The 12,324-nt window shown below is 63.9% G+C and carries 11 protein-coding genes; 2 read left to right on the top strand and 9 right to left on the bottom strand.

What is annotated here, in order from left to right:
- The first annotated feature begins 8 nt into the window (after window positions 1–8).
- Together uraH and NK8_RS06035 are read left to right on the top strand one after the other, a co-directional pair.
- Complete coding sequence (uraH, locus tag NK8_RS06040; protein WP_162065497.1) at window positions 9–362, top strand: hydroxyisourate hydrolase; 354 nt, start codon at window positions 9–11, stop codon at window positions 360–362.
- 66 nt (window positions 363–428) lie between these two features.
- On the top strand, window positions 429–1,622 hold the full coding sequence (locus NK8_RS06035) for a urate hydroxylase PuuD (RefSeq protein WP_213228062.1): 1,194 nt from the start codon (window positions 429–431) through the stop codon (window positions 1,620–1,622).
- 58 nt (window positions 1,623–1,680) lie between these two features.
- On the opposite strand, the gene ltaE is transcribed toward NK8_RS06035, so the two are convergent.
- From ltaE to NK8_RS05990, 9 genes are all read right to left on the bottom strand, one after another.
- A complete protein-coding gene (gene ltaE, locus NK8_RS06030) occupies window positions 1,681–2,685 on the bottom strand; it encodes a low-specificity L-threonine aldolase (RefSeq protein WP_213228060.1) in 1,005 nt (334 codons plus the stop codon).
- A gap of 81 nt (window positions 2,686–2,766) precedes the next feature.
- Complete coding sequence (locus tag NK8_RS06025) at window positions 2,767–4,698, bottom strand: alkyl/aryl-sulfatase (RefSeq protein WP_225936212.1); 1,932 nt, start codon at window positions 4,696–4,698, stop codon at window positions 2,767–2,769.
- A 30-nt stretch (window positions 4,699–4,728) separates the two neighbouring features.
- Window positions 4,729–6,465 (bottom strand): GMC family oxidoreductase, encoded by a 1,737-nt coding sequence (locus tag NK8_RS06020; RefSeq protein WP_213228058.1) that lies wholly within the window; start codon window positions 6,463–6,465, stop codon window positions 4,729–4,731.
- A gap of 239 nt (window positions 6,466–6,704) precedes the next feature.
- The gene (locus NK8_RS06015; RefSeq protein ID WP_162065493.1) at window positions 6,705–7,208 is read right to left on the bottom strand and encodes an ureidoglycolate lyase; all 504 of its coding nucleotides are present in this window, start codon (window positions 7,206–7,208) and stop codon (window positions 6,705–6,707) included.
- Complete coding sequence (gene alc / locus NK8_RS06010; protein WP_213228056.1) at window positions 7,208–8,218, bottom strand: allantoicase; 1,011 nt, start codon at window positions 8,216–8,218, stop codon at window positions 7,208–7,210. The genes NK8_RS06015 and alc overlap by 1 nt, the downstream gene beginning before the upstream one ends.
- Before the next feature lie 39 nt (window positions 8,219–8,257).
- Window positions 8,258–8,779 carry a 2-oxo-4-hydroxy-4-carboxy-5-ureidoimidazoline decarboxylase gene (gene uraD, locus NK8_RS06005; protein WP_213228054.1) on the bottom strand — a complete coding sequence of 174 codons (522 nt, stop codon included), beginning with the start codon at window positions 8,777–8,779 and terminating at the stop codon, window positions 8,258–8,260.
- On the bottom strand, window positions 8,776–9,726 hold the full coding sequence (gene puuE, locus NK8_RS06000) for an allantoinase PuuE (protein WP_061175620.1): 951 nt from the start codon (window positions 9,724–9,726) through the stop codon (window positions 8,776–8,778). Before puuE ends, uraD begins: the two co-directional genes overlap by 4 nt.
- Before the next feature lie 135 nt (window positions 9,727–9,861).
- The gene (locus NK8_RS05995) at window positions 9,862–10,596 is read right to left on the bottom strand and encodes an aspartate/glutamate racemase family protein (protein WP_213228052.1); all 735 of its coding nucleotides are present in this window, start codon (window positions 10,594–10,596) and stop codon (window positions 9,862–9,864) included.
- Between the two features lie 62 nt (window positions 10,597–10,658).
- Window positions 10,659–12,152, bottom strand: coding sequence for an NCS1 family nucleobase:cation symporter-1 (locus NK8_RS05990; RefSeq protein ID WP_162065489.1), 1,494 nt, complete (start codon window positions 12,150–12,152; stop codon window positions 10,659–10,661).
- Between the last annotated feature and the right edge of the window lie 172 nt (window positions 12,153–12,324).

The raw sequence follows: 12,324 nt of genomic DNA, 5'->3' as shown, positions 1-12,324 counted from the left end.
ACTGCGAAATGGGCAAGCTCACTACCCACGTCCTCGACACCGCGCACGGCCGCCCGGGCGCCAGCATCAAGGTCGAACTGTTCGCGCTCGACGGCGACAGCCGCCGCGCGATCAAGACCATCCACACCAACGACGACGGCCGCGCCGATGCGCCGCTGCTCGAAGGCGCCGATCTCGTACCCGGCGAATACGAACTGGTGTTCCATGCCGGCGATTATTTCGCCGCGTTCGGCGTGAAGGTGCCCGAGCCGCGCTTCGTCGATCGTGTCGTACTGCGCTTCGGCATCGCGGATTCCGGCGCGCACTATCACGTGCCGCTGCTCGTTTCGCCATGGGCCTACAGCACGTATCGCGGAAGCTGAGCGGCAGCTAAAACATACCTATATCGCGCCGTCCCCGCGCATAACGAATCGGTAGTGGAGGAGTACATGGAAGGCTTTGTCACCGACTGGCTCAATCTCGTATTGCGCTGTCTGCACGTCATCGTCGCGATCGCCTGGATCGGCGAATCGTTCTATTTCGTCGCGCTGGACAACAGTTTGAAACCGCCCACCGACCCGAACGCGCGCCGTCGCGGCGTGTTCGGCGATTTCTGGCACGTTCACGGCGGCGGTTTCTATCACATGCAGAAATACTCCGTCGCGCCGCAGGACATGCCGGAGAGCCTGCACTGGTCGTTCTGGCCGTCGTACACCACGTGGATGTCGGGCTTCGGCCTCTTCTTCGTGCTGTATCTGATGGCGCCGAGCACCTATCTCATCGACAAGAGCGTGCTCGACATGGGCCCGGTCGTCGCTGTGTCGGCCGCGCTCGGCTTCCTGATGGCCGGCTGGATCGTGTACGACACGCTGTGCCGCGTGCTCGGCACCAACGACAAGCTGCTCGGCATCTGCGTCGGCATCTACGTGCTGGTCGCGGCGTTCATCGCGTGCCACGTGTTCGCGGGCCGCGCCGCGTATCTGATCACCGGTGCGATGATCGCGACGATCATGTCGGCCAACGTGTTCTTCGTCATCATTCCGGGCCAGCGCAAGATGGTCGCCGCGATGCTCAAGGGCGAGACGCCGAACGCGATCTACGGCAAGCGCGGCAAGCAGCGCTCCGTGCACAACACGTACTTCACGCTGCCGGTCGTGTTCGCGATGCTGTCGAACCACTACGCGATGACCTACACGCACAAGTACAACTGGCTGATTCTCGTGCTGATCATGCTGGCGGGCGCGCTGATTCGCCAGTTCTTCGTGATGCGCCATCGCGGCCAGGTGCTGTGGTACATGCCGGTCGCGGGCCTCGCGCTGGTGCTCGGCGCATTCGCGTGGACCATGCCTGCGCCGTCGGTGCCGGTCGCGCAAGCCGCGGGTGCCCCGACCATCAAGGTCTCCGACATCCAGCCGATCATCCAGCAGCGCTGCGCGACGTGCCACTCCGCGCATCCGACGATGATGGGCAGCGCGCCCGCCGGCGTCTTGCTCGATACGCCTGCCGAGATCAAGCAGAACGCGCAGCGCGTGCATCAGCAGGCGGTGACGTTGAAGGCGATGCCGCTCGGCAACGTGACGCAGATGACCGACGCCGAGCGTCAGAAAGTGGCGGCCTGGTTTGCAGGCGGCGCAGTGGACTAAGCTTGCCGTTCCGAGTCGAGAAATGCCCCGCTTGCATTCAGAGCGGGGCATTTTTCATTCAACGCGCGAAATAGTCTTTGACCGCGTGAATGACCGTGTCGATATCCGCGCGCGACACATCGCGATGCGTGACGAATCGCGATGCATAGAGCATCTGCATCAGAATGCCGCGCTCCTTCAGGAACGCTTCGAGCGGCGCGCAATGCGCCTCGGGAATCTGCGCGAAGACCATGTTGGTTGCGTGCGACAACACGGTGATTGCGTCGATCTGGCCCAGACCGGCGGCGAGACGCGCGGCGTTGTCGTGATCCTGCGCCAGGTCATCGACGTGATGCTCCAGCGCGTAGAGACACGCGGCGGCGAGCAAGCCCGACTGACGCATGCCGCCGCCCAGCACCTTGCGCCAGCGGCTTGCGACCTCGATCAATGCTTTCGAGCCGACCAGCACCGAGCCAACCGGCGCGCCCAATCCCTTTGAAAAACAGACCGACACGGAGTCGAACGGCGCACACAGATCGCTGACCGGCTTGTCCGATGCCACCGCCGCGTTGAACACGCGCGCGCCGTCGAGATGCGTCGACAGCCCGCGATCGCGCGCGAGCTTCGTCGCCTGCGCGACGTAACCGGCCGGCAGCACCTTGCCGCCGATCGTGTTTTCGAGCGCGAGCAGCCGCGTGCGCGCGAAGTGATTGTCGATCGGCTTGATCGCCGCTGCGATCTTCTCGAGCGGCAAGGAGCCGTCGGGCGCGTTTTCGATCGGCTGCGGCTGAATGCTGCCGAGTACGGCCGCGCCGCCGCCTTCGTACTTGTACGTGTGCGCGACCTGCCCGACGATGTACTCGTCGCCGCGCGCGCAATGCGCCATCAAGGCCGCGAGGTTGCTCTGCGTGCCGCTCGGGAAGAACAGGCCCGCTTCCTTGCCGGTGCGTTCGGCGAGCGCGGCCTGAAGCTCGATGACGGTGGGATCGTCGCCCCAGACGTCGTCGCCGACTGCGGCTGCAGACATCGCGGCGAGCATCGGCTTGCTGGGACGGGTGACGGTATCGCTGCGTAGATCGATCATGCGTTGTGCCCTTGTGCGTGCGCTTCGAGAAGCGCTATGGTACATCCCGCCGATCGATCCGGCCGCCCCGCGCCCGAACCGTCACGGCTCCACGACGTTGAACTCGCCGTCGAAGGTGTCGAGCGTGCCGAGCAAGGCCTTGAACACGCCGCCGTCGCCTTCGAGCAGAATGTTTCCGTCGCGCAATGCCTCGGCGAAACCGGTCTCGCCGCACAGGATGCGGTTCAGCGAGTCGCGCGTCATCGCGACCACCACATGCGATGGCTGCGATGACAACATCGACGACCACGTCAGCGTGCCGTGCTGCAGATTCAGCCTGAAGCGCCTGGCCGTATCGGTGAACTGCCAGTCGATGCGCGCGTGCAGGTGCTGCGCCCGCAAGCCATCGACGCGAACCGCGAGATAGTCGAAGAACATTTCCTCGGTGATCGCGCAGACCATGTCGCGGCTGCGTCCGGCGAACCCGGTCACCGAGCGGCGTCCTTCGCGCAGCTCGCGCGCGCCGAGCATGAACGCGTTGCGCCACGTCGCCGATTCCGCCTGATAACCCATTTGTTCGAGCGCCGCCCCGCCCAGTTCGCGCGCTTCGCGCAATTGCGGCTGAGCGAACACGAGATGATTCATCACTTGCGCGACCCAGCGGTATTCGCCTTTTTCGTAGTCCCGGCGCGCACGATCGAGCATTTCATCCGCGCCCCCCATGTATTCGACGTAGCGCGTCGCCGCCATCTCGGGCGGCAAGGCATGCAGATTCGCAGGATTGCCGTCGTACCAGCTCAGGTACTGTTGGTAGATCGCCTTCACATTGTGCGAGACCGTGCCGTAATAACCGCGCGTATGCCACAGCGCGCGCAGCGAATCCGGCAGATGCATGACTTCCGCGATCTCGGCGGCATTCATGCCACGGTTCATCATCCGCACGGTCTGATCGTGCAGGAACTTGTAGAGATCACGTTGCGCTTCGAGATAGCTGACGATGCGCTCGCTACCCCAGGTCGGCCAGTTGTGTTGCGCGAAGACTACGTCGGCGTCGCGCCCGAAGCGCTCCAGCGATTCTCCGAGATAACGCGCCCAGCGCTGCGCATTGCGCACGTTCGCGCCTCGCAACGGACAGAGATTGTGCAGCGAGCGCGTGCCGTTCTCGGCGAGATTGAGCGCGCGTTCCTGCGGGAAATAGAAATGCATTTCCGCAGGCGCTTCGCTTTCGGGCGTCAGCTGAAACACAATCTCGACGCCATCGATGATGTGCGTCTCCAGCGTTTCGCTGATGAGTTGCGTCGGCGGAATCAGCGTGATCGTGCCGCGCGGGATGGTCTTGCCCATGCCGGCGTCGATCTGGCAGCACGCGTTGCGCGCGAGCGTATGACCGAACTGGAACTGCGCGCGGCGCGCCATCGCCGGGCCTGCCATGACATTCTCCGACACCGCCTCTTCCATGAAGCCGGCGGGCGCGATGATCTTCGTGCGCCCTGCGTGCACGTCGGCATCGCAGGTGACGCCGCGCACGCCGCCGAAGTGATCCGCATGGCTGTGGCTGTAGATAACAGCGACCACCGGCCGCTTCGGACGATGCGTGAAGTAGAGTTCCAGCGCGGCCGCCGCCGTTTCCTTGCAGGTCAGCGGATCGATGACGATGAGCCCGCGCTTGCCCTCGATGAAGGTCACATTCGAGACATCGAAGCCGCGGACCTGAAAGATGCGCTCGGTCACCCGGAACAGGCCGTGCAGCGTATTGATGCGCGCATGCCGCCACAGCGCCGGATGCGCGGACGCGGGCGCGCGCGTGTCGTCGAGGAATCCGTAATCGGCGAGACTCCAGATCACCTGATCGTAGGCGCCGCGCACTTCCGCATCGGGAATCGTGCCGATGAAGCCGCGCCGCGCGTCGGCCTCTTCGTCGGGATCATCCGGCGGAAGGTCGTGCAAGGCGCGTTGCTGCGCCGCCATCGTTGCCTGAGTCGGCGGCAGCGATGAAAATGGCTGTGCGTGTTCGATGTGTTCCTGATTCGGCATTTCGGTGTCCTTTACGCGCGTCGCGTCCTCTCACTTGTTCGATGCATCGAGCGAATAGCGCGCTTCGTCGTCCAGCGCATGGCCTTCGATGTGACGTCCGCGAATGAGGTCCGCGGCCTTTTCGCCGATCATGATCGTGGGCGCGTTCGTGTTGCCGCCGATGAGCGTCGGCATGATCGAGGCATCGGCGACGCGCAGGCCTTCGACGCCTCGCACGCGCAAGGTCGGATCGACGACGGCCTTGTCATCCACGCCCATCTTGCAGGTGCCGACCGGATGAAACAGCGTGTCGGCATGCTCACGGATATATTCGCGCAGCATGCGTTCGTCGCCCTCGCCCGGCCCGAAGCGCTCGGTGTTGAGTTCGCGCCCGCCTGCTTCGGCGAGCGCCGGTTGCGCGAATATCTTGCGGATGATGCGCAGGCCGGCGACGAGCGTGTCCATGTCCGACTCGACGCTCAGGTAGCGCGGATCGATGATCGGGGCCTCGCGCACGTCGGCGGACCCGAGCCGCACGACGCCACGGCTCGCGGGGCGCAGATTGGTGGCGTGACAGCTATATCCCGGTGGCCCCTTCTTGCCGATGTGCTCGCCGCGCGCGGTCAGCAGCGCGACGATGAAGGCGAATTGAATATCCGGTTTGTCGAGCCCCGGCCGGCTGCGCGTGAAACCGCCCGCTTCGGCGATGTTCGAGGAGAACATGCCGGTGCGCTCGCGCCGGTAGCGCAAGAGCTCGGGAATCATGTGCAGGATGTTGCGCCAGGTATAGCCGAATAGCTCGGTCGTCGGCACTTCCTTCTTGATCGTCACGTCGATGTGATCCTGAAGGTTCTCGCCGACGCCCGACAGGTCGCATACGACCGGCACGCCCGCTGCCTGCAGATGCGCGCCCGGCCCGATGCCCGACGCCATCAGCAATTGCGGCGAATTGAACGCGCCCGCGCTCAGAATCACTTCGCGCCGCGCCCGCAGCGTGCTCTCGACGCCATCGCGCACGACACGCACACCGGCCGCCCGCCGTCCTTCGAACACGATGCGCAGCGCGAGCGTGCCGGTCATCACGAACAGGTTGCCGCGCCCGTTGTTGAGCGAAACATCGGCTGCGTTGCCGCGATGCAGATAGGCGCGCGCGGTGTTCCAGCGCTCGCCGTTGTGCTGCGTGACCTGATACAGGCCGACGCCGTCCTGCTCGTGGCCGTTGAAATCGTCGTTGAGCGGAATGCCCGCCTGCACGGCGGCTTCGATGAAACGCCGGCTGAACGGATTGGGTGTGCGCAGGTCGCTCACATGCAGCGGACCTTTCGCGCCGTGCCAGGCATCGTCGCGGCCGTCCGGGAGCCGGACGTTCGCTTCGGCACGCCGAAAGTACGGCAGGAGATCTTCGCTGCTCCATCCGCGGCAGCCGAGTTGCGCCCAGCGGTCATAGTCGCTGCGATGCCCGCGGATATAGACCATGCCGTTGATCGAGGAACTGCCGCCCAGCCCACGCCCGCGTGGCTGAAATGATTTGCGATGGTTCAGCGCCGCCTGCGGCGTCGTCATGTAGCCGTAGTTGCGCGGTCCGGGCCTGACGGCGAGCTTGCCCACGCCGATCGGCGTCCAGACCGTGAAGTGATGATCGTCCGGTCCCGGTTCGAGCAGCGCGACCGTGACGCCGCGCTCCTCCGCGAGCCGGCCCGCCACCGCACATCCTGCTGAACCTGCTCCGATCACGATGAAGTCGTATTCCTCGCCCGCATTGCTTCCGATCTCATGATTCGCCGTCATGCCGATGTCGTCTCCCTTGTTTCGCCTGCTCTGGCCCGGAGCGAATCGTCGGTGACGAGACGCCATTGCGAGCGGTCCGTCGAGGGTAAGGCGAGGCAAAGGAAGGCTCAACGCACGATTCGGGTGGGACGCGGGGAATATCGGGGGGGGAGATGCGGGAACGAATCGGACGCGCAAAAACAAAGAGGACCGGAATGACTTCCGGTCCCCGATCAAACCTGGAGCTGGCGCAGCCCGACTCAGCGCAAGGCTTCGTCAGTCAGCCACAACGATTCCTTCAGATCCTGCTCGTTCAGATTGTGCCCTTCACCGCCGCCCCGATCGACGACGATGAAATCGGTCACCTTGCCCAGCGCGAGCAGCGGATGATGCCACACGCCTTTCGCATAGTTGACGCCCTGCCAGCCGCTCGTGACGAACGCGCGAATCTTCGACTCGTCGAGATCGCCCGCGGGCGCGACGACCACGAGATACGGACGGTCGTCGAGCGGAATGAACGCCTGGCTGCCGAGCGGATGACGCTCCATCATCTTGCATTCGAACGGCAGCGTGCGCGGCTGTCCGCGAAAGAGATTGACGATCGCGTGACCGCCCTGCTCTTCAACATCGACGTTGCACAGATCGTGAAAGCGGATCGTGGTGCCGAGGTTGATCGGGATCTGCTTCGCGCCATCGAGTTCGATGACATCGCCATAAGACTTGAACGCAGCGCGCGTCAACGGTTCGATAGCGAGCTTTTTCATTATGCGAGGGTTCCGAAGAGACGAAGGCGCGACACGCCGCCGTCAGGATAGATGTTGAAGCGCACGTGCGTCACGGGACCGAGCGCGGCCAGTTCCGATTCGAAGAAATGCTGCTTGTCCATCTGCAGCTTCTGTTCGCCGAGCAGCACGGGCCAGAACATCGCCTGCGTGACGAGCGAGCTGTCGGTGCCGCCCTTCACGTACGCCGCCTGCAGCGAGCAGCGGTCCGGATAGTTGCCCTTGAAGTGCGCGGTATCCACTTCGACCTTCTTGATGATGCCCGGCTGCGCCAGCGCGACGATACACCAGTCGTTGCCCGGCTCGCGACGGCGGCGCGTTTCCCAGCCATCGCCCATGTTCACGCCGCGGCCCGGCATCAGCAGCGTCGAGGCGAGCCCGAAGTGCTGGTTGTTCGTGCCGACCAGATACGCGCCGTTTTCCATCGCGCCGAGATCGACGAGCTGGTTGCGGTCCGCGTTGGTCCAGTCGAGCTGCGGCTGGCCATACACACGCAGACGCGCGATGCCGCCATCCGGATAGACATTCACGCGCAGGTGCGTGAACGGCTGCGCGACGCCGACTTCGAGATAGCGGTGGCTGTTGCCTTGAAGCGTCGTCGACGGGACGATTTCCGTCCACTGCGTCGACTGGTTCGGCGCGCCATCGACGACATGCGCGCCTTCGATCGACGCCGCCGGCGGGAAGTTGCCGGTGAAATGGCTCGTGTCGACATCGATGCCCTTGATCACGCCCGGACGCGCCAGCTTGACGACGCACCAGTCATAGCCCGTCGTGCGCTTGCGGCGGGTTTCCCAGCCGTCCATCCACTTGCCGTGATCGTCGAACTTGCCGGGGATGAACACGGCCGGCTCGGGGTTCAGCATGCGTTCCTTCGGCGCGAAGAAATCGTCGCTCGCCTCGAGTGCCTGCGCGCCCAGACGCGGGTCCGCGAGGTTCACATAGCGGCGCGTGAATTCAGGCGCGTTGGGATCGAGTGTCGGAATTGCCATTGTCTTCGTCCTTGGGGTTTCGGTTGCGGTGAAAGCGGATCAGGCCTGGATCAGGTCGTTCAACCTGAAGCGCGCGATCCGGTAAATCTGATCGAGACTCGTGCGAAGCTCCTCGGCGCGGTCGTGATTCACGCGCTTTTCGAAGTTCGCGATGATGCCGTGCCGGTCATAGCCACGCACGGCGAGAATGAAGGGAAAGCCGAATTTGTCGCGATATTGCTGGTTGAGCGATTGCAGCCTGTCGAACTCTTCCTGCGTGCACAGATCGAGGCCCGCGCCGCTCTGCTCGCGCGTCGATTCGGCCGTCAGTTCGCCGCGCACCGCCGCCTTGCCCGCGAGTTCCGGGTGGGCGTTGATGAGCGCGAGCTGTCTGTCATCGCCGGCGGTTTCGACGATATGCGACATCGACGCATGCAGCGCGTCGATGTCCTTGAAGGGGCGCTGTTGCGCCGCGGCTTCCGGCACCCACGGCGAGTGCTCGAAAATGCCCGCGAGCACCGTCACGAACGTGTCGGCGGGCATGGTGTTGAGTTGGTCGAGTGTGTATTGCATCGCCTTCATGCCGCCGTCCCGTTGTTAGCTTTTTCGAAAGGATGTTGCTCGCGCCAGTGACGCGCGATGTCCACACGCCGCGTGACCCACACGCGATCGTGCTTCTCGATGTGATCGAGGAATTTCTGCAGGCCGCGGAAACGCCCGGGACGTCCGAGCAGGCGGCAGTGCATGCCGATGGACAGCATCTTGGGCGCTTCGTCGCCCTCTTCGTAGAGCACGTCGAACGCGTCCTTCAGATACGTGAAGAAGTGCTCGCCGGTGTTGAACCCCTGCGGCGTCGCGAAGCGCATGTCGTTGGTGTCGAGCGTGTACGGCACGATCAGGTGCGGCTTCTTTTCGCCGCCCGTCACTTCGACTTCGGTCCAGAACGGCAGGTCGTCGCCATAGTTGTCCGAGTCGTAGAGAAACCCGCCGTGCTCCGCGACCAGTCGATGCGTATTCGGACTGTCGCGCCCGGTGTACCAGCCGAGCGGGCGCACGCCCGTCACGCGCTCGATCGCTTCCATGCCGAGGCGCATGTGCTCCGCCTCGCGCTCCGGCGACATGTCCTGATAGTGAATCCAGCGATAGCCGTGACACGCGATCTCATGCCCCAGCTCGACGAACGCCTTCGCCAGTTCCGGATGCCGCTCGATCGCCATGCCGACGCCGAAGATCGTGAGCGGCATGCCGCGCTTCTCGAACTCGCGCAGAATGCGCCACACGCCCGCGCGCGAACCGTATTCGTAGATCGATTCCATGCTCATGTGACGCGACGGATACGCCGCCGCGCCCACGATTTCCGACAGGAACTGCTCCGAGCCCGGATCGCCGTGCAGCACGCAGTTCTCGCCGCCTTCTTCGTAATTGAGCACGAATTGCACGGCGACGCGGGCGCGTCCCGGCCAGTTCGCCTGCACCGGATGGCGGCCGTAGCCGATCAGGTCGCGTGGATAGTTCGGATCGAGTGACATGGCTGGCGTTGAGCTCAAGCGTTGAAAAAACGGGATTGTTGACGATTCAGTGTAGCTAAAAGACCCGCACGCGCCCATACATCAGGGCAGATAATCCGGGTCACGTCATCTGTATGTGACCCGGCTTTTCCGCCATCAGCGCGGGCTGAAATCCGACAGCACGCCGTCGTACCGTTTCGCCAGCGGCCGCGCATAGTCGCCACGTTTCGCCGTGTGAAGCTTCAGCGCGACGAGCGCCTCCGTCCATTTCACCGCCGCCGTCACGCCCTCCACCACCGGCGCGCCGATCGCGTCCTCCACCTCGCGGCAAAACTCCGCCATGCCCGCGCAGCCGAGCACGATGGCGTCCGAGCCGTCCTCATCGAGCGCGCGCCGGCATTCGTCGATGATCGTCTGACGCGCGGGCGAGCCCGGCACGTCGAGCTCCAGCACGGGAACGTCGGTCGCACGGACGTTCTTGCAGAAACGCGTCATGCCGTAGCGCTCTGCCAGATGCCAGGCCATGCCGACCGTGCGCTGCAGCGTGGTCACGACCGAAAATCCCGGCGCGATGACACTCGCCGCATGCATCGCCGCCTCCGCGATGCCGATCACCGGGCCGCGCGCCAGCTCGCGCGCCGCGTAAAGGGCCGGATCACCGAAGCAGGCGATCACGTAACCGTCGAAACCCTGCTTTTCGCCGGCTTCGATTTCGGCCAGCAGCCCGAGCGACGCGATCGCTTCGTCGTAATAGCCTTCAATGGACGCCGGGCCCATCGTCGGGCTCACGGCGACGATCTCCGTGCCGGGCGCGGCGACCTCGCGGGCGCAGCGGCCCATCGAATCGGTCATGCGCTGCGTCGTGTTCGGGTTGATCAGTTTGATACGCATTGCTTTCTCCAGACTGCGTTCGATTGTTCTCTCAGGTTCTATCGTTTGTTATAGGCGGTGATTCAGACTTCGCGATTGCGCGCGGCGAGGAAGTAATAGAACACCGCGCCCAGGCCCGCACCGATGAACCACGAGAAGTTCGCGGCGCCTTCCAGCGACGGCACCACCACGCAGAGCGTCGCGATCACGGCGGCCGGCAGGAGCGCCATCACCGCGCGGCGGTTCACGCCCTTCGTGTACCAGTACTTGCCTTCCTCGGACACCGTGTAGAGATCGTCGACCACCAGCTTGCCGCGCTTCACGAGATAGAAGTCGAGGATCAGCACGCCATACAACGGTCCGATGAAGCTGCCGAGAATATCGAGCGTGTAGTGGATCACGGCCGGGTTGTTGAACAGGTTCCACGGCGTGATGAAGATCGACGCGACCGCCGCCATCATGCCGCCCATGCGCCAGCTGATGAGCTTCGGCGCGACGTTCGAGAAGTCGAAGGCCGGCGACACGAAGTTCGCCACGATGTTGATGCCGATGGTCGCGATCGTGAAGGTCAGCGCGCCGAGAATCACGGCGGACGGATGATCGATGCGGCCCACGGTTTCGACCGGATCGGTGATCAGCTGACCGAACACCGGCAGCGTCGCGGCGGTCGTGATGACGGTCACCAGCGAGAAGGCCAGGAAGTTGACCGGCAGGCCCCAGAAGTTGCCGCGCTTCACGCTGCGAAAGCTCTTGCCATAGCGGGAGAAGTCGCCGAAGTTCAGCATCGGGCCGGAGAAGTACGACACGACGAGCGAGATCGCGGTGATCATCACGGGAATCACTTCCATGCCGTGATACTTCACGCCGCCCAGATTCAGGCCGATGTTGCCGATGCCCGCGCGCCACACCATATAGCCGGCGAGAATGAACATCACGACATACACGGCGGGACCGGCGAAGTCGATGAACTTCTTGATCATTTCCATACCGCGCCAGAACACGACGGCCTGCAACACCCAGAGCAGCATGAAGCCCGCCCAGCCGAGCGCCGAGAGGCCGACGAAGCCGTACTTGTGCACGTCGGCATACGGCATCAGCGACGGCACGAACTTCAGCACGACGATGACGAGCGCGCTCGACGCCAGATACGTCTGAATGCCGTACCACGCAACCGCGATGAGCCCGCGAATCACGGCGGGAATGTTCGCGCCGAGCACGCCGAAGGTGGCGCGGCACGCGACGGGATACGGCACGCCCGCGACCTGGCTCGGCTTCGCGATCATGTTGCACAGCACGTTCACCAGACCGATGCCGATCAACAACGACACCAGCACTTGCCAACTCGTCAGACCGAGTGCAAACAGGCTGCCCGCGAACACGTATCCGCCGACGCTGTGCACGTCCGACATCCAGAAGGCGAAGATGTTGTACGCGCCCCAGGTCTGGTTCTTGAGGGGGGCGAGATCCTCGTTGTAAAGGCGGTCGCTGTAACCGGCGGGCAGATTCGGATCGTGGTCCGCTGTCTGCTCTTCGTATTGCGGCAAGGCTGAATTGCCGGATGCACTGAACTGGGCCATGACGTCTCCTTCATTGGCTGCTTGCGTAATGAAAAAAAGCAAATGCTCGAGTGACAAGCTTCGATCAGATGCCTTCGCCGAGGTCTCGCATCGGCGCGGCATTCTTCGGATTTGCGTTATCGCTTCCGGGCCTGAAACCAAGAGCGCGCGAGGCACCTGCCCCACACGCCCG

The sequence above is a fragment of the Caballeronia sp. NK8 genome (assembly GCF_018408855.1).
Taxonomy (GTDB): Bacteria; Pseudomonadota; Gammaproteobacteria; order Burkholderiales; family Burkholderiaceae; genus Caballeronia.
This window is presented reverse-complemented; position numbering and strand designations above follow the sequence as displayed.

Excerpts from the sequence above, each read along its gene's own strand:
- alc (WP_213228056.1), bottom strand. The coding sequence starts at position 8,218 with ATGGCAATTCCGACACTCGATCCCAACGCGCCTGAATTCACGCGCCGC.
- ltaE (WP_213228060.1), bottom strand. The coding sequence starts at position 2,685 with ATGATCGATCTACGCAGCGATACCGTCACCCGTCCCAGCAAGCCGATG.
- uraD (WP_213228054.1), bottom strand. The coding sequence starts at position 8,779 with ATGAAGGCGATGCAATACACACTCGACCAACTCAACACCATGCCCGCC.
- NK8_RS06025 (WP_225936212.1), bottom strand. The coding sequence starts at position 4,698 with ATGCCGAATCAGGAACACATCGAACACGCACAGCCATTTTCATCGCTG.
- NK8_RS06020 (WP_213228058.1), bottom strand. The coding sequence starts at position 6,465 with ATGACGGCGAATCATGAGATCGGAAGCAATGCGGGCGAGGAATACGAC.
- NK8_RS06035 (WP_213228062.1), top strand. The coding sequence starts at position 429 with ATGGAAGGCTTTGTCACCGACTGGCTCAATCTCGTATTGCGCTGTCTG.
- puuE (WP_061175620.1), bottom strand. The coding sequence starts at position 9,726 with ATGTCACTCGATCCGAACTATCCACGCGACCTGATCGGCTACGGCCGC.
- uraH (WP_162065497.1), top strand. The coding sequence starts at position 9 with ATGGGCAAGCTCACTACCCACGTCCTCGACACCGCGCACGGCCGCCCG.
- NK8_RS06015 (WP_162065493.1), bottom strand. The coding sequence starts at position 7,208 with ATGAAAAAGCTCGCTATCGAACCGTTGACGCGCGCTGCGTTCAAGTCT.
- NK8_RS05995 (WP_213228052.1), bottom strand. The coding sequence starts at position 10,596 with ATGCGTATCAAACTGATCAACCCGAACACGACGCAGCGCATGACCGAT.
- NK8_RS05990 (WP_162065489.1), bottom strand. The coding sequence starts at position 12,152 with ATGGCCCAGTTCAGTGCATCCGGCAATTCAGCCTTGCCGCAATACGAA.